Below are 16,929 nucleotides of genomic sequence, written 5' to 3' on the forward strand. Positions count from 1 at the left end.
ATTACGAAGTTTGTCTTTTGAAAGGGGAATAGCAAACGTGATACATACATACGAAGAAGCGATAAGCTGGATTCATAGCCGATTGAAATTTGGGATAAAACCAGGACTAGAAAGAATGCAATGGATGTTAGAAGAACTCGGAAATCCAGAGCGTCATATAAAATGTGTTCATCTTGCGGGCACAAATGGAAAAGGTTCAACTTTAACATATATGCGCTACATGCTAGAAGACGCGAAATATAAAGTAGGATCGTTTACATCGCCTTACATAGAAACATTCAATGAACGTATTAGTGTAAACGGAATACCGATTGCAGATGAAGAGATTGCAGAACTTGTAAATATGGTAAAGCCAGTCGTTGAAAAATTAGATGAGACGGACTTAGGAGAAGCGACTGAGTTTGAAATTATTACAGTAATGGCAATTTGTTATTTCGGTAAAGTTAATTTCTGTGATGTTGTTTTATTTGAAACGGGGCTTGGGGGAAGATTTGATTCTACAAATGTTATTCATCCGGTTCTCACGATTATTACGAATATCGGTCACGATCATATGCATATTTTAGGCAATACACTAGGAGAAATTGCATATGAAAAGGCAGGGATTATTAAGTCTGGTGTTCCAGTTATTACTGGTGTGAAAAATGAAGAAGCATTACAAGTAATTCAAAAGGTTGCTAAGGAAAATCATGCAAGCTTATATGAACTTGGAAAACAGTTTACAACACTACATAAACATTCTAATGAAGAGGGGGAACACTTTGATTTTGCTTGTCCATTCGCCTCGTTTGAAAATGTTCGGATTTCAATGAAAGGTATTCATCAAGTAGGCAATGCAGCACTAGCGCTTATGGCAGTAATGTATTTAAAAACATATTTATCATTTTTAATTGATGAAGAGGAAATAAAAGCTGGCTTACAAGAAGCATACTGGATTGGTCGATTTGAAAAGTTACAAAGTAATCCAGATATTATAATAGATGGTGCTCATAATCCAGAAGGTATTGAAAGTCTTGTAAAAACAGTAGAGGCACATTATAAAAAGAAGAATGTAATAGTTTTATTTACTGCTCTTGGTGACAAACAGTTACATAACATGGTAGGGCAATTAGAAAAAGTTGCTGATGAAATAATATTTACAACGTTTGCCTTTGATCGTGCCATTTCTGCTGACAAGCTTGCATCGTATTCGCAACAAGAGTCAAAATTAGTTTTTGAAGATTGGAAAGAGGCAATTGATACAAAGGTTGAAATGATAGGAGAACATGATGTTTTTATCATAACAGGTTCTCTGTATTTCATTTCCGAAGTTAGAAAATATATTCGCGAGAAAAACTAGATAGTCTTTGCTATCTAGTTTTTTGTTCTACAAATGAAGTCAAATGCATACATATAAGATAATAATATAGGGTTATTTGACGAATTCCTCTGACAAATATCTCGTTTTTTTGTGGAATGAATATGATATGATGCGGACAACGACAAGAGGTGAGGTGTGAGTGTATGGACAAGCAATCACGAACGATCTCGGTGAAAGTAAATGGAACAGAAGCGAAGTATGAGGAAAAAAAGAAGGATGAGTTTGACTGGATGGTAGCAGAAAGTGAAAGGTCACAAAATGTTGTGCCTTTTAAAAAAACAAAGACTCTGCCTATGGAACAGTACAGAAAGAAATGGAGCAATACAATAATCGCAATCGTTGCAACTGCAATTATTATTGGTACGGCGTTTGGAATGGGAATGCTGCATGTACTTAAAGGACAAGGGACGACGGGGGGAAGCGAAGTAACAGCTTCGAGGCAGACGGGGAATGAAGAACTAAAGGTGGGTGGAACGGCAGAACAAACACCAACACCGAAAGAGGAAAAACAAAAAGCACAAGTAGGAGCTGCATTAGAACCAATGAAACTATTTTTCGTTCAAGGAGGGCTTTATTCCTCTGAAGAAAAAGGACAGGCTGCTATTGAAGAGTGGAAAAGTAATGGGGGCGTGGCTACTTTGAAACCGAGTGGTGATAAGTATGCGTTAGTTGTTGCTATTACGAGCGATGAACAGGCTGTTAATCAATTAATAGATCAGTATAAGCAAGATGGTGTTTCAGTTTTGAAAAAAAATTGGGATATTACAGATAAAGTATTGCTCAAAAATGATAAAGAAGTAGGAATGTTTTTAGCGAAAGTGCAGCCATTATATACTCATTTAGCAAAATATGTGTCCAGCGTACAAACTAGTGGAAAAAGTAATCCAAAAGATGTAGAAGCGATTCAAAAAGAGTGGAAAGCTATTGAAAAGGAAGGCAAGAGTATGAAGCGTGAAGATGCGAAGAAGCTTTATACGTATACGTCAGTAGCGGTGCAAACGATTAAGGAAGGGAAGAGCGATAAGGAATCTGTAGCTAAATTAAATCAAGTTATTATTGATGGATTACTTTCGTACGAAAAAATGGTTTCACAAAAAGTAAAATAATAAGATAATGAGATGAAGGGGAAAGAAGTACATATACTTCTTTCTTTTCTTTTGAATTTAGAGCAAAGTGCTTTCTGTATGGGCAGCATATAATCGTATTTAAAAAGAACTATTATTTTGTTTAGAGAAAATGATATTTCTAGAATTTGTGGGGAAACTATTCCTTTGATACGATTGATTTGAATTATTCTGCTTCATGTGAGAAGGGAAGGAGAAAATATGAGGGAAATTATTTTAGCTTCAGGATCACCAAGGAGGAAGGAACTGCTTGAATTAGCAGATGTGCCATTTGAAATCGTTGTTAGTGAAGTAGAAGAGACGATTGGTGCATATTCATCACCTTCTGATATTGTTATGTCGCTTGCTTTGCAAAAAGCATCTGCTGTGGCAGAAAACCATAGTGATCACGTTGTACTAGGTGCAGATACAATTGTTACATATGATTCGCGTATTCTTGGAAAGCCGTCTAATGAGGCTGAGGCGAAAGAAATGTTACGATTATTATCGGGGAAAACACACGAAGTATACACAGGTGTTGCAATTATATCGAAAGAAAAAACGGTAACTTTTTATGAACGTACAGAAGTAACATTTTGGGAATTAACAGAAGAGGAAATAGACGTATACGTTGCATCGAAGGAACCACTTGATAAAGCAGGAAGCTATGGAATTCAAGGTAAAGGGTCTATTTTTGTTCAACATATTCAAGGGGACTACTACAGTGTAGTTGGCTTGCCAATTGCGCGTCTTGTCCGTGAATTAAAACAGTTTGATAGCGATGTAACCCATGCGTAAAATTGCATGGGGTTTTCTTTAGGAGAAATCGTAAAAAAAGGGGTGGAGAGATGAACGGTATTCGTGATGTTGTGAGAGAAGAACAGCCACGGGAGCGTTTATTGTTAGAAGGAGCAGGAAGTTTATCGAATCGAGAACTTCTTGCAGTTTTACTCAGAACGGGTTCTAAAGAAGAAACGGTGTTAACGTTATCAGATAATATTCTACATCATTTTGACGGCTTACGAATGTTAAAGGATGCAACGTTAGAAGAGATGATGAGCATTCATGGTGTTGGGATTGCAAAAGCGTCGCAGCTTATGGCTGCTTTTGAATTAGGTAGAAGAATGGTACGTTTAGAATATCAAAATAGATATAGTATTCGAAGTCCAGAAGATTGTGCGAGTTATATGATGGAAGAGATGCGTTTTTTGCAACAGGAGCATTTTGTTTGTTTATATTTGAATACGAAAAATCAAGTTATACATAGGCAAACGATTTTTATTGGAAGTTTAAATACGTCGATTGTGCACCCAAGGGAAGTTGTGCGCCCATAAGGGCATTTAGAAAATCTGCTTTGGCAAAGCAGTAGGGAAATATCATAATCTTTACCCTATCATCAGCCAGCTTATCCGTAAGGGAAACCGAGCGGGGAGTGTAGCATGCTGGCAAAGCCATAAGTTGTCTAGTTACCAAGACACGACTGAATGGCGAGATGAAACTCATAGACAAGGATGAAAGCTGGATTGCTTAAATGATAGCTCAAGGGGGACTACTGGGACCTTCAGCGGGAGGTAACGATAAACGCTGAATAGAATAAGCAGGTTCCTTAAAGGTTTCGAGGAACCTGAAATGATACTATTCTAACCAACTTCTGTATGGAAGTAACGAGCGAAAGTCACATCCGAAACTATGAATGCCTAAGTTTCTAAATGACTAAATGGGGATTGCCTAAGTTGGAACGCCACAAAGGCTATGACAAATGTGTCTTAATATCCAATAAGGCAACGGAACTCTCGTAGTAGTCCGAGGTAGGGAAAGCCTATTACATGGCGAAGGAGAGTAGTTTATCTAGTTTAATGCAAAATTGGGAAGGAGCGTGAGGCTCTATGAGAAATCCAAAAGTAGTATTAAGCAGTCTAACTTCCAAGGCGATTGAAGAAAATTACACATTTAAGCGATTATATCGGAATCTATATAACATTGAATTTTTCTTAGACGCATATGCCAAAATCTATCCTAATAAAGGAAGTAACACCAAAGGTGTAAATGAAGATACTATAGACGGCATGAGTGTAAAAAGAATAGATACTCTTATTGAAAAGCTTAGAAATCAAACATATCAACCTAATCCCGCAAGAAGAACTTATATTCCAAAAAAGAATGGGAAACTAAGACCTTTAGGATTACCAACCTTTGAGGATAAATTAGTTCAAGAAGTAGCTAGAAAAATTCTTGAAAGTATCTACGAACCTGCATTCTCTGAAAACTCACATGCTTTCAGACCAAACAGAAGTTGTCATACGGCTCTTAAGCAAATTAAACATACCTTTACTGGCACTCGCTGGTTTATCGAAGGTGACATAAAGGGATTCTTTGATAATATTGACCATCACACTCTTATCAACATCTTGAGAAGAAGAATCGAGGATGAAAAATTTATCAACTTGATTTGGAAATTTCTACGTGCTGGTTATGTGGAAGACTGGGTATTTCATAAAACATTCAGTGGAACTCCACAAGGTGGTATCATTAGCCCAACTCTCTCTAATATTTACCTTAATGAATTGGATAAATACATTGAAGAATATACATCGATATTCAATAAAGGTGATAAACGCAGACATAATCTAACCTACCATAATCTAGCATCGAAAATAACTTATCATAAACATAAGAATAAACGTGAATGGTCAAATTTAAACAAAGAAACTAGAGCTGTAAGAGCCAATGAATTGAAAGAACTCTACAAAAAGTTAATCAAACATGACAGTAAGGATCTGTTTGACCCGAATTATCGTAGAATGAAATATGTGAGATATGCAGATGATTTTCTTATTGGTGTTATAGCAAGCAAAGAAGAGGTAGAAGAAATCAAGAAGGATTTAACGATTTTTCTAGCTGATAAACTAAAACTTGAACTAAGTGCGGAAAAGACGCTGATTACACATAGCAAAAAGAATGCGAGATTTCTTGGGTATGATATAAGAGTAGCTAGGGATTGGCAAACAATGAAAATGCCTAACGGCACACAAAAAAGGAAATTTAATTTTCAAGCCAAACTCTTTGTACCTCACGAAAAATACATCAAAAAACTCATTGACCTTGGTGCATTAAGCCTCGGGAAAAATAATCAATGGAAACCGATTCATAGACCGTATTTACTCCGTAATGATGACATAGAAATCATAAGACAATACAATGCCGAAATAAGAGGACTGTACAATTATTATCGACTAGCTAGTAATGTGCATGTTCTGCAATCTTTCCGTCAAACCATGAAATACAGCATGATAAAAACTTATGCTAATAAATATAAAAGTACCGTTAGCAAGATAATCAATAAATTTTCTATAAACGGAAACTTTGGTATTCGCTACAAGACGAAAGATGGGCAACGTATTGCATACTTCATAGAACAAAAAATGGAAAATAATACAAAGACTAATAATGAAGAGGTTGATATAGAACCGATTACAGTTCAATTTGGTGGCAAAACAAGTCTCATTGAGCGCCTTTTAGCTGAAAAATGTGAATGGTGTGGTATAGATAATGTTCCATTAGAAATGCACCATGTCAACAAACTTAAGAATCTAAAAGGAAAAAAACGATGGGAACAAACCATGATTGCAAGAAATCGAAAAACAATCGCAATGTGTGTGAAATGCCACTATGACTTACACAATGGGAAGTTAGATTGATAAATGGAAAGCCGTATACTCTGAGAGGAGTACGTACGGTTTGGAGGGGAGTTCTTGGAAACCTGCTTAAGAAACTAAGTAAGGCGCCGGGTTCTTACCCTACTTTAAAGAAGCGTTCCGTCGGGCAGCAGCCTCTATTATATGTCTTCATAACCATCCCTCAGGAGATCCGGCGCCGAGCCGTGAAGATATTGAAGTTACAAAACGATTAGTAGAGTGTGGTCGAATTATCGGAATTGAAGTACTTGATCATATCATAATAGGTGACCATCAGTTCGTGAGTTTAAAGGAAAAAGGTCATATTTAAGACTATTCTTTTTACTTATTTTGTTTTATAATGTGATTTATGAGTTTTTTGTAGAAAATTATCTACAAAAAGGATGCAGATATAAAAAAAACGTACTGTTTTTATAAATATAAAGTAAGAAAAATGAGTCCGTGAAAATAAGAAGGGAAGATAAATGATATGTTTGGATTTGGTGGATTTACTCGCGATCTTGGAATAGACTTAGGAACAGCGAACACGCTTGTATATGTGAAAGGGAAAGGTGTAGTTTTACGTGAACCTTCAGTAGTAGCATTACAAACTGATACGAAACAAATCGTTGCGGTAGGTAGCGATGCAAAACAAATGATTGGTCGTACACCAGGAAACGTAGTGGCACTTCGCCCTATGAAAGATGGTGTAATTGCTGATTACGAAACAACAGCAACAATGATGAAATACTACATTCAACAAGCTCAAAAATCAAATGGATTCTTCTCACGTAAACCATACGTAATGGTATGTGTACCATCTGGTATTACAGCTGTAGAAAGACGTGCGGTAATCGATGCGACTCGTCAAGCTGGTGCTCGTGATGCTTATCCAATCGAAGAGCCATTTGCAGCAGCAATTGGTGCAAACTTACCTGTTTGGGAGCCGACTGGTAGTATGGTTGTTGATATCGGTGGTGGTACAACAGAAGTTGCAATTATTTCTTTAGGTGGTATTGTAACAAGTCAATCAGTTCGTGTTGCTGGTGATGATATGGACGACTCAATCATTCAGTACATTAAGAAGAGCTATAACTTAATGATCGGTGAAAGAACAGCAGAAGCATTAAAATTAGAAATCGGTTCTGCAGGCGAGCCAGAAGGTATCGAGCCTATGGAAATTCGCGGTCGTGATTTAGTAAGTGGTTTACCAAAAACAGTACTAATTCAACCAGAAGAAATTGCAGATGCATTAAAAGATACAGTAGATGCAATTGTAGAATCAGTTAAAAATACGTTAGAAAAAACTCCACCTGAATTAGCAGCGGATATTATGGACCGTGGTATCGTATTAACAGGTGGTGGGGCATTACTACGTAACTTAGATAAAGTGATTAGTGAAGAAACAAATATGCCAGTTCTTGTTGCAGAAAATCCATTAGATTGCGTAGCAATTGGAACGGGTAAAGCATTAGATAATATCGACCTTTTCAAAACTGCTGCTCGATAATATTGCAAAATAAAAATCAATGAAATTAAGAGGGTGTGAACGTGCCACAGTTTTTCTTAAACAAAAGATTAATTGTTTTGTTAGTTAGTATTATTCTTCTCGTGGCATTGATTGGAATCTCATTGAAAGAACGGAACAGTTTATCATGGCCAGAGCAGTTTATAAAAGATACTGTCGGTGTTGTAGAACGTGTATTCCAAAAGCCAGCGAATTATGTTGCCGGATTCTTCGAGAACGTAGAAGATGTAAAGCGCACGTATGAAGAGAATAAAGAATTAAAAGCAAAATTAGATAACTATGCAAAGTTATCAGGTGAAGTAAAGCAATTAGAGGATGATAAAAAGAAATTACAAGAGTTAACTGGTAAAAAAGAGTTGCCTAGCGATTATACTGAAATTCCAGCTACTGTTGTTTCTCGTAATCCAGATAAATGGTACGATTTAATTGGAATTGATAAAGGGGCACAGCAAGGAATTAAAAAAGATATGGCTGTAGTAACTTCACAAGGTTTAGTTGGACGTGTGAAAAGTGTATCGCAGTTTACATCATCAGTAGAGTTGTTAAGTTCTATGAGCCGAACAAATCGTGTTTCTGCTATTGTAAAAGGGCAAGAAAATATCTTTGGTTTAATCGAAGGTTATGACAAAGAAAAACAATTGCTTCTTTTCACAAAGATTGGTTCTGATGCAAAAGTAGCTAAAGATCAACTAGTTGTAACGTCTGGACTTGGGGATATTTTCCCGAAAGGGCTTGTGATCGGAACAATCGTTGATGTTCAGCCAGATCCATACGGTTTAACAAAGACTGCTTATGTAAAACCTGCAGCTGATTTAAATGACGTGGAGCATATTACGGTTGCCAAACGCCATATGCCTTCGGCGCCGTTAGAATAGGAGGGGAAGAAGAGATGATGAAGATTTTAAAAAGAGCAGCTCTTCCTCTTTTGCTCCTTTTTGTTTTTTTATTTGAAAATATGTTCTCTACTGTTGTTCCAACAGACGTCTTTTGGAAAGAGAGTATAGCAGCACCTCATTTCTTTATAATTGTGTTATGTTTTATTACGGTGTACTATAGTCCGGTTCAAGGGATTTACTACGGACTATTATTTGGTTTCTTATTTGATACCGTATACACAGAACTTGTCGGTATATATATATTTGCTTATCCGATTTTAGCTTATTTAGTTTATAGTGTGATGAAGGTATTACAATTGAATTTATTTATTGTCGCTTCTATCGTACTGGCTGGCATTGCAGCATTAGAGTATTATGTGTATGGGTTTTTAACTTTGTTAGGACGTACTCACATGTCAGCATCTGTCTTTTTCACAGATCGTCTCCTTGCTACTTTATTGCTAAATGGAATTTTCCTATTAATAGTTTGTTTCCCACTGAGACGATATTTAGTGCGTCTTTCAAAAGCGATAGAAGAAAAAGAAAAAAGGATTTTCTAATTTTATGTCGAATTGAATCGGTGGGGTGAACTTTAGTGGAAGAAAAAAAGCAACAAAATGTAACGATAAAAGGGACAAAAGATGGAATAACACTTCATTTAGATGATTGCTGTTCATTCTCTGAACTACTAAAAGAATTGGATGAAAAGCTTTCTACACATTACTATGAGGGTGACGGACGTTCTTTAATTGAAGTGCGTGTTAAAGTAGGAAATCGCTATTTAACAGAAGTACAACAAGAAGGGATTCGTACGTTAATTCGCAATAAGAAGAACCTTGTTGTAGAATCAATCGAAAGTGATGTTATAACAAAAGCAGAAGCAATATCTTGGAAAGAAGAAACAGAAATTGTCCCTATTTCCAAAATTGTTCGCTCTGGACAAGTGTTACATGTAAAAGGAAATTTATTATTAATTGGAGATGTTAATCCAGGCGGAACGGTTATCGCTGGGGGGAATATTTTTGTCGTGGGATCATTAAGAGGAATTGCACATGCGGGGTATGATGGAGATTCAGAAGCTGTTATTGCTGCATCTATTATGAACCCTATGCAACTCCGAATTAGTGATGTGACAATGCGGGCTCCGGAAGAGAAAGAAGACGGAGCAGAGGCGGCAGAATGTGCGTACATTAATGAGAACAATCACATTGTTGTCGATCGCCTGCAACTTCTCACTCATCTTAGACCTAATTTAACAAAGTTAGAAAGGGGAATTGTATAGCTGTGGGAGAGGCAATAGTAATTACATCTGGAAAAGGCGGAGTAGGTAAAACTACAACGTCTGCGAACATTGGTACAGCCCTTGCGTTATCTGGAAAAAAAGTGTGTTTAATTGATACAGATATCGGTTTACGCAATTTAGACGTAGTAATGGGGCTGGAAAATCGTATTGTATTTGATCTTGTTGATGTCGTTGAAGGGCGTTGTCGTTTACCTCAGGCTCTTATTAAAGATAAGCGTTTTGATGATCTTTATTTATTACCTGCAGCACAAACGAGCGACAAATCGGCGGTAACACCTGAACAAATGGATGAATTAATACAAGTATTACGTCAAGATTATGATTACATATTAATTGATTGTCCTGCGGGGATTGAGCAGGGATTTAAAAATGCTGTAGCAGGTGCGGATAAAGCAATCGTTGTAACAACACCAGAAGTATCCTCAATGCGTGATGCGGATCGTATTATCGGGCTTTTAGAGAAAGAGGATATTGAACCACCGAAACTTGTCATTAACCGTGTGCGTAGTCATATGCTTCATGAACAGGATATGTTAGATGTTGATGAAATCGTACGTACACTGTCAATCGAGCTTCTTGGGGTTGTCGAGGATGATGATGAAGTTATTCGTGCTACGAATACAGGTGAACCTGTAGCACTGCAACCTAGTGGGAAAGCAGCAATAGCTTATCGTAATATTGCAAGACGCTTATTAGGTGAGAATGTACCATTACAAGCATTTGAACAAGAAAAAGTATCGGTATTTACAAAGATGAAAAATTTCTTTGGAATCCGTTAAAAGCACTTCGCATAAATGCGGAGTGCTTTCTTTTTTCTTCGCATGAATATCTTCCTTCTATAACTCATACATATGTACAAACTGTATATAACTGTTTCTATTTGAATAAGGCTAACGAAAGAAAGGAGACCGTATGAAGAATAGAAGAGTGGAAGAAATTAAAAAGCGGATTGCGAAAAGGAAAGCAGAGCAAGAATTGCTAGAAGAAGAGCGGTATTTTGCGGGAGGAGATTTTGATAGCGAAACGGTCTTTATTGAAGAGGGGGAGAAGGAATTTCATCCTCTATTTCGAAAAGAAGTTTTTCTCTTCAAAGTTTTGCTATCAGCAATATTAGTTCTTTCAGTTGCTATTTTATTTAAGAACGCACCTTCTTCTTTTGATGGTACTAGAGCTGTTACAGAAAAAGTTATGCAAGAAGAATTTCAATTTGCTACTATATCGAAATGGTATGAAAATCAGTTTGGAAAACCTCTCGTGTTCTTTTCTCCAAATGAGAAAAAAGAAGAGGCTATTCAGCAAAAGGATTATGCGATTCCTGCCTCTGGAAAGGTGATGCAAGGATTTCAAAAAAACGGCCAGGGTGTATTTGTTCAAACGGCTACAAATGCAACTGTGGAGTCAGTAAATGAAGGTATAGTTGTTTTTGCGGGCAAGAAAGAGGAACTTGGAAATACAGTTCAAATTCAGCACGCTGATGGCACGGAGTCTTGGTACGGAAATTTAAACGATATGTCAGTGAAGTTATATGATTACGTTTCGAAAAAACAAAAAATCGGAACGGTGAATAGTGACGAAAATAATAAAAACGGTAAATTTTATTTTGCGATGAAAAAGAATGAAAAATTTATTGATCCTATTCAGGTGATTTCATTTGATTAAATATAGAGATGTTTTCACGAAAATTTCTGTGCATCCGTTGTTTTGGGTTATTATTGTCATTGGTATTTTTACGGCGCGTTTTAAAGAGTTACTATTGTTATTTTGTATCGTTCTCATTCATGAACTTGGGCATGCTTTTGCCGCAGCGTATTATAATTGGCGTATTAAACAAATTCAGCTTTTGCCGTTTGGTGGCGTAGTTGAGATGGAGGAACATGGGAATAAATCGTTAAAAGAAGAATTAATTGTCGTTATGGCGGGGCCAATTCAGCATATATGGATGATTGCGGTCGCTTACATTTTGTATCAAGCAGGCTGGGTAACTGATGATTTGTACCATTTCTTTGTATGGAATAATGTCATTATTTTAGGGTTTAATTTATTGCCTATTTGGCCACTTGATGGCGGAAAAGTATTATTTAATGTATTATCATATCGTTTTCCCTATTTACAAGCACATGAAAAGATGATGAAATTGTCATGTGTTTTTTTTAGTGTAATATTAGGATGGCAGTTACTTTGGAATAGTAATAACATTATGATGTGGGTATTACTCGTTTTTCTAGCGATTTCTTTATATCAAGAATGGAAACAAAGACGGTACGCATTTATGCGTTTTTTATTAGAACGTTATTATGGGAATAAAAGAGATATTGAAAAAATAGCACCTATTGAGGTGAAAACGGAAGATCATTTATATACGATTTTCACAAAATTTCGCAGAGGATATAAGCACTCTATTATCGTCCATGGAAAATATAAAGAGCATTACACATTGGACGAAAATGAATTGTTGTATGCGTATTTTGCTGAAAAACGAACAACTTCATCTATTGAAGAATTAATTGGTTAGTGTTGACGACGACACTAACCTTTTATATTGTAAGGAAAAGAAGTGAAAAGTGAGGAAATAATTTTGAAGACGTTATATATTAATTACACTGGTTTGGAAAAGCGTGTTGCGATAGAAGAGAAACAAAAAATTGTCGAGCTTTTATGGAAACGGAATGAAGAGCAGGAGATTGTCGGACATATTTATGTTGGGCGTATCGTAAGAACAATTGCTGGGATGAACGCAGCCTTTGTAAATATCGGATTAGAAAAACATGCATATCTTTCGTATGATGATGTACCATCTTCATATCGCATACATGAAGGGCAGGCGATACTTGTACAAGTTGTGAAAGAGGCAATTGATACGAAAGGGCCAAAATTAACAGCGAATATAGAATTTACCGGAAAATATGTCGTTTACATGCCGTATGATGACATGCGCGCTGTTTCTCGGAAAATAAAAAATAATAAAAGAAGACAACAGTTACTCGAAATTGAAGTAGAAGGAACGGGTGGATACATTTTCCGTTCTGCTTCTGAAAAAGGAGAAATTGAAGAAATACAAGCCGAAATGCAAGGGTTGCAGCAGTTATATGAAGAGTTAAAAAGAAAAGAAGATCAAGGGAAGGCGCCCTTACTACTTCATCAACCAGCGACGTTTTTAGATCGTGTATTTCAGGAGAACCCAATTGAAACGATTGAAAAAGTAGTTGTAGATACGAGAAGTATAGTAAAAGAATTAGAAGAAAAAGTAGGGAAAGAAAGAGTATCCTTTTATAATGAAAAATCTTCGATGTTTAACCATTTTGGAATAGATCGTGAAATCGAGAAAGCACTTCAAAAAATTGTGTGGCTACCAAATGGTGCCTATCTAATTGTAGAACAAATGGAGACGATGACTGTAATTGATGTGAATACAGGTAAATTTACTGGAAAACAAAATTTACAAGATACCGTATTTCGCACAAATGAAATGGCTGCTGAAGAGATTGCTCGTCAATTAAGACTTCGTGATATTGGCGGGATGATATTAATTGATTTTATTAATATGAAAAGACGGGAAGATAAAGAGAAGGTAAGAGAACGCCTCATAGCTGCTATGCAAGATGATCGCACATATACAAGAGTGCTTGGGTTTACAGAGTTAGGTATTTTAGAGATGACGCGAAAACGTAAGAAGCATTCGTTACGTGACGTATTATTAGAAGAATGTGTACCTTGTAAAGCGACGGGGTATGTTATGTCTTATGAAACAATTGCATATGAGCTAGAGAGAGAGTTAATTACATATGGCAATATAGAAGATGAAGCAGTATTAATCGCTGCACCAAAAATTTTGCAAAAACATTTTTTACAAAAAGAATTACAAAAAAATATTCCAGTTGAAATTTATTTCAAAGATGATATTATCGAAAAGTACGCTATTATCCGTTTTGGAAGTAAGAAAGAAATTGTAGAACGGAAAAAATAGTTAGCAGAACATTCATTGACAATAGTCAATGATTCATGGTAACATCTTTATGTTATAGTTTATAGCACCTAAACTGCTATATGCTACAACCGCACAAGACAGGTTCCTTAAAGGCATTTTATGTCTACCTCGTTTTTGGCGAGTCTTAGTAATTAAGAGGAGGTGCAAGTATGTACGCAATTATCGAAACAGGTGGAAAACAAATTAAAGTTGAAGCTGGTCAAGCAATCTACATTGAAAAATTAGATGTTGAAGCTGGTGAAACTGTTACTTTTGACAAAGTTCTTTTCGTTGGTGGCGAAAACGTGAAAGTTGGTAGCCCAGTTGTAGAAGGTGCAACAGTTACTGCGAAAGTTGAAAAACAAGGTCGCGCTAAGAAAATCATCGTTTTCAAATACAAAGCGAAAAAGAACAATCGTAAGAAACAAGGTCATCGTCAACCTTACACTAAGCTAGTAGTTGAAGCTATCAACGCTTAATTCTGGTTAAGATGATTAAGATTACGATAAGTCGCACGAAACTAGGAAGTATCCAATCATTTAAAATGACTGGACATGCCAATTATGCGCCACATGGACAAGACCTTGTCTGTGCTGGAACTACAGCGGTCGTGTTTGGTTCTATAAATGCAGTGGAAGAACTTTGTAAAGTGCAGGCAACTATTGAACTCGGAAGTGATGGCGGATTCTTAACGTATGAATTGCCTAATGATTTAGACGTTCATGCAGCAGAAAAAGCACAGATACTTTTAGAAGGATTGGTTGTTTCGCTTAAGACGATTGAACTTGATTACGGAAAGTATATCCGTTTAATAGAAAAAGTGCAGGAGGTGTAACGTATGTTAAGATTAGATCTTCAGTTTTTCGCATCTAAGAAAGGTGTAGGTAGTACAAAGAACGGTCGTGACTCTCAGTCAAAACGTCTTGGTGCTAAACGCGCAGATGGTCAAACGGTTTCAGGTGGTTCAATTCTTTACCGTCAACGCGGTACAAAAATTTATCCAGGTGTTAACGTTGGTCGTGGTGGCGATGACACTTTATACGCGAAAGTTGACGGCGTAGTACGCTTTGAGCGTCTTGGTCGTGACCGCAAACAAGTGAGCGTATATCCTGTTGCTCAAGAAGCATAAGAACTCACGGAAAACTCTAACCTGAGTGCAGGTTAGAGTTTTTCTATATTAAGGGGTATCTAAATGAATGAAAAATGGACAATTATAGATGCGTTGCGCCATTCAAGACATGATTGGCTCAATCGTTTGCAGATGGTTAAAGGAAATCTTTCCCTTGGAAAAGTGGAAGAGATTCATAGGCTCATCGATCGTTTTGTCCAAGAAGCCAGACAAGAATCCAATCTGATAGGGCTATCAATGCCTTTATTTTCAGAGTGGATTTTAACATATAATTGGAAACAGCAACCGTGCTTATTGGAGTACGAAGTATTAGGAGAATTACATAACTTATCTCATATCGATGAGACTGTATGTACATGGACGAATCAATTTTTCTTAATGCTTCAGCATAGTTTAGACGTATATGTTGAAAATTATGTTTGTATCACAATTGAATGTGACGCGGATAATGCTCGTTTCTTTTTTGATTTTCGTGGAAAGCTAACGAATGTAGAAGAACTACAGAACTGGCTTGCGAACCAAAACAATAAATGGTATTCCATTTCTTATGCAGTACGAGACGAAGAAGTCTCGGTTGTATTACAACTAATCGAAAAAAGTGTGGTGAGATAATGTTTGTAGATCAGGTCAAGATATATGTAAAAGGCGGCGACGGTGGTAACGGAATGGTTGCGTATCGTCGTGAGAAGTATGTTCCAAAAGGTGGCCCAGCAGGTGGCGACGGTGGTAAAGGTGCAGATGTTGTTTTTGTTGTTGAGGAAGGCTTACGTACATTAATGGACTTCCGCTACCAACGTCATTTCAAAGCTGATCGCGGTCAGCACGGAATGAGTAAAGGTCAGCACGGTCGTAAATCTGAAGATTTAATCGTAAAGGTTCCACCAGGAACAATAGTGAAAGATGAAAAAACAGGTCAAATTCTTGCCGATTTAGTAACACATGAACAAACAGCTGTAATCGCAAGAGGTGGCCGTGGTGGCCGTGGTAACTCACGTTTCGCAACAGCAACGAATCCAGCGCCTGAAATCGCTGAGAACGGGGAACCAGGTCAAGAACGTGATGTCATTCTAGAACTTAAAGTGCTAGCAGATGTTGGACTTGTTGGATTCCCAAGTGTAGGTAAATCTACATTATTATCTGTTGTATCATCAGCGCGTCCGAAAATTGCAGAATATCACTTTACAACAATCGTTCCGAATCTTGGTGTTGTTGAAACTAGTGATAACCGCAGTTTCGTTATGGCTGACCTTCCTGGACTAATTGAGGGGGCACATTCCGGTGTCGGACTTGGACACCAATTCTTACGTCATATCGAGCGTACACGTGTTATTGTGCATGTTATTGATATGTCTGGTTTAGAAGGACGTGACCCATATGAAGATTATGTCACAATCAATAATGAACTAAAAGAATACAATATGCGTTTAACTGAGCGTCCACAAGTTGTTGTTGCAAACAAAATGGATATGCCAGATGCAGAAGAAAACTTACAAGGATTTAAAGAGAAAGTGGGAGACGAAGTAAAAATCTTCCCAATCTCAGCTGTAGCGAAACAAGGTGTTCGTGACTTGCTATTTGAAGTAGCGAACTTGTTAGAAACAACACCAGAATTCCCAATGTACGATGATGTAGAAGAATCTGAAGCAAGTGTAATGTACAAATTTGAATCTGAAGCTAATTTTGAAATTACACGCGAAAGTGATGGTACATTTGTCATTTCTGGTTATGACATTGAGAAAACATTCAAGATGACAGACTTCTCACGTGATGAATCTGTACGTCGATTTGCTCGTCAAATGCGTGGTATGGGTATCGATGAAGCCCTTCGTGCACGTGGTGCTCAAGATGGAGATATTGTAAAAATTCTTGAATATCAATTTGAATTTATCGATTAAGACTGCCGAAATATGGCGGTCTTTTTTTTTCGCTATTTGAGTCCAGTAAAGATCCGATTCGCATAGGTGAACCATAAGTCGATATAGGAAAAAATCCC

The 16,929-nt window shown here is 37.0% G+C and carries 17 protein-coding genes, 2 pseudogenes and 1 other annotated feature; all 19 genes and pseudogenes read left to right on the forward strand.

Annotated features, from left to right (window positions below):
- Positions 1-37: 37 nt before the first annotated feature.
- The 19 genes and pseudogenes from MR071_RS16355 to obgE all read left to right on the forward strand — a co-directional run bounded on the left by MR071_RS16355 (position 38) and on the right by obgE (position 16,831).
- Positions 38-1,339, forward strand: a complete 1,302-nt coding sequence (locus tag MR071_RS16355; protein WP_105584368.1) for a bifunctional folylpolyglutamate synthase/dihydrofolate synthase — start codon at positions 38-40, stop codon at positions 1,337-1,339.
- A gap of 164 nt (positions 1,340-1,503) precedes the next feature.
- Positions 1,504-2,466 carry a stage II sporulation protein B gene (locus tag MR071_RS16360; protein ID WP_242236958.1) on the forward strand — a complete coding sequence of 321 codons (963 nt, stop codon included), beginning with the start codon at positions 1,504-1,506 and terminating at the stop codon, positions 2,464-2,466.
- A 219-nt stretch (positions 2,467-2,685) separates the two neighbouring features.
- The gene (locus MR071_RS16365; protein ID WP_242236960.1) at positions 2,686-3,261 is read left to right on the forward strand and encodes a Maf family protein; all 576 of its coding nucleotides are present in this window, start codon (positions 2,686-2,688) and stop codon (positions 3,259-3,261) included.
- Positions 3,262-3,311: 50 nt separating this feature from the next.
- A pseudogene (gene radC / locus MR071_RS16370) lies at positions 3,312-3,791 on the forward strand (RadC family protein); the annotation flags it as partial.
- A 558-nt stretch (positions 3,792-4,349) separates the two neighbouring features.
- Entirely contained in the window at positions 4,350-6,161 is a 1,812-nt protein-coding gene (locus MR071_RS16375) for a reverse transcriptase/maturase family protein (RefSeq protein WP_105584371.1), read from the forward strand.
- Between the two features lie 103 nt (positions 6,162-6,264).
- Positions 6,265-6,468: pseudogene (gene radC / locus MR071_RS16380) on the forward strand (DNA repair protein RadC); the annotation flags it as partial.
- 159 nt (positions 6,469-6,627) lie between these two features.
- Positions 6,628-7,647: a cell shape-determining protein MreB gene (gene mreB, locus MR071_RS16385; protein ID WP_000466738.1), complete on the forward strand. Its 1,020-nt coding sequence runs from the start codon at positions 6,628-6,630 to the stop codon at positions 7,645-7,647.
- Positions 7,648-7,688: 41 nt separating this feature from the next.
- Positions 7,689-8,540, forward strand: coding sequence for a rod shape-determining protein MreC (gene mreC, locus MR071_RS16390; RefSeq protein ID WP_105584372.1), 852 nt, complete (start codon positions 7,689-7,691; stop codon positions 8,538-8,540).
- Positions 8,541-8,554: 14 nt separating this feature from the next.
- Positions 8,555-9,100 (forward strand): rod shape-determining protein MreD, encoded by a 546-nt coding sequence (gene mreD / locus MR071_RS16395; protein WP_105584373.1) that lies wholly within the window; start codon positions 8,555-8,557, stop codon positions 9,098-9,100.
- Between the two features lie 35 nt (positions 9,101-9,135).
- On the forward strand, positions 9,136-9,822 hold the full coding sequence (gene minC, locus MR071_RS16400) for a septum site-determining protein MinC (RefSeq protein WP_105584374.1): 687 nt from the start codon (positions 9,136-9,138) through the stop codon (positions 9,820-9,822).
- A gap of 2 nt (positions 9,823-9,824) precedes the next feature.
- A complete protein-coding gene (minD, locus tag MR071_RS16405; protein WP_000503308.1) occupies positions 9,825-10,622 on the forward strand; it encodes a septum site-determining protein MinD in 798 nt (265 codons plus the stop codon).
- A gap of 133 nt (positions 10,623-10,755) precedes the next feature.
- Positions 10,756-11,502 carry a M23 family metallopeptidase gene (locus MR071_RS16410; RefSeq protein WP_105584375.1) on the forward strand — a complete coding sequence of 249 codons (747 nt, stop codon included), beginning with the start codon at positions 10,756-10,758 and terminating at the stop codon, positions 11,500-11,502.
- Positions 11,495-12,355, forward strand: coding sequence for a M50 family metallopeptidase (locus MR071_RS16415; RefSeq protein ID WP_105584376.1), 861 nt, complete (start codon positions 11,495-11,497; stop codon positions 12,353-12,355). The genes MR071_RS16410 and MR071_RS16415 overlap by 8 nt, the downstream gene beginning before the upstream one ends.
- 63 nt (positions 12,356-12,418) lie before the next feature.
- A complete protein-coding gene (locus MR071_RS16420; protein WP_105584377.1) occupies positions 12,419-13,807 on the forward strand; it encodes an Rne/Rng family ribonuclease in 1,389 nt (462 codons plus the stop codon).
- Between the two features lie 77 nt (positions 13,808-13,884).
- Positions 13,885-13,963, forward strand: a sequence feature (ribosomal protein L21 leader region).
- A gap of 14 nt (positions 13,964-13,977) precedes the next feature.
- Entirely contained in the window at positions 13,978-14,286 is a 309-nt protein-coding gene (gene rplU / locus MR071_RS16425; RefSeq protein ID WP_000270907.1) for a 50S ribosomal protein L21, read from the forward strand.
- An 11-nt stretch (positions 14,287-14,297) separates the two neighbouring features.
- The gene (locus MR071_RS16430; protein ID WP_070144990.1) at positions 14,298-14,642 is read left to right on the forward strand and encodes a ribosomal-processing cysteine protease Prp; all 345 of its coding nucleotides are present in this window, start codon (positions 14,298-14,300) and stop codon (positions 14,640-14,642) included.
- A 3-nt stretch (positions 14,643-14,645) separates the two neighbouring features.
- The gene (gene rpmA, locus MR071_RS16435; protein WP_000944957.1) at positions 14,646-14,936 is read left to right on the forward strand and encodes a 50S ribosomal protein L27; all 291 of its coding nucleotides are present in this window, start codon (positions 14,646-14,648) and stop codon (positions 14,934-14,936) included.
- A 63-nt stretch (positions 14,937-14,999) separates the two neighbouring features.
- Complete coding sequence (locus MR071_RS16440) at positions 15,000-15,548, forward strand: sporulation initiation phosphotransferase B (protein ID WP_105584378.1); 549 nt, start codon at positions 15,000-15,002, stop codon at positions 15,546-15,548.
- Positions 15,548-16,831, forward strand: a complete 1,284-nt coding sequence (gene obgE, locus MR071_RS16445; RefSeq protein ID WP_105584379.1) for a GTPase ObgE — start codon at positions 15,548-15,550, stop codon at positions 16,829-16,831. The genes MR071_RS16440 and obgE overlap by 1 nt, the downstream gene beginning before the upstream one ends.
- Positions 16,832-16,929 lie beyond the last annotated feature (98 nt).

It is taken from the genome of Bacillus cereus group sp. BfR-BA-01316 (assembly GCF_022664195.1).
In the GTDB taxonomy this organism is placed as follows: domain Bacteria; phylum Bacillota; class Bacilli; order Bacillales; family Bacillaceae_G; genus Bacillus_A.

Coding starts and splice junctions, on each gene's coding strand:
- rplU (WP_000270907.1), top strand. CDS start 13,978: ATGTACGCAATTATCGAAACAGGTGGAAAACAAATTAAAGTTGAAGCT.
- obgE (WP_105584379.1), top strand. CDS start 15,548: ATGTTTGTAGATCAGGTCAAGATATATGTAAAAGGCGGCGACGGTGGT.
- MR071_RS16360 (WP_242236958.1), top strand. CDS start 1,504: ATGGACAAGCAATCACGAACGATCTCGGTGAAAGTAAATGGAACAGAA.
- MR071_RS16365 (WP_242236960.1), top strand. CDS start 2,686: ATGAGGGAAATTATTTTAGCTTCAGGATCACCAAGGAGGAAGGAACTG.
- mreD (WP_105584373.1), top strand. CDS start 8,555: ATGATGAAGATTTTAAAAAGAGCAGCTCTTCCTCTTTTGCTCCTTTTT.
- mreB (WP_000466738.1), top strand. CDS start 6,628: ATGTTTGGATTTGGTGGATTTACTCGCGATCTTGGAATAGACTTAGGA.
- rpmA (WP_000944957.1), top strand. CDS start 14,646: ATGTTAAGATTAGATCTTCAGTTTTTCGCATCTAAGAAAGGTGTAGGT.
- MR071_RS16440 (WP_105584378.1), top strand. CDS start 15,000: ATGAATGAAAAATGGACAATTATAGATGCGTTGCGCCATTCAAGACAT.
- MR071_RS16375 (WP_105584371.1), top strand. CDS start 4,350: ATGAGAAATCCAAAAGTAGTATTAAGCAGTCTAACTTCCAAGGCGATT.
- MR071_RS16410 (WP_105584375.1), top strand. CDS start 10,756: ATGAAGAATAGAAGAGTGGAAGAAATTAAAAAGCGGATTGCGAAAAGG.
- MR071_RS16430 (WP_070144990.1), top strand. CDS start 14,298: ATGATTAAGATTACGATAAGTCGCACGAAACTAGGAAGTATCCAATCA.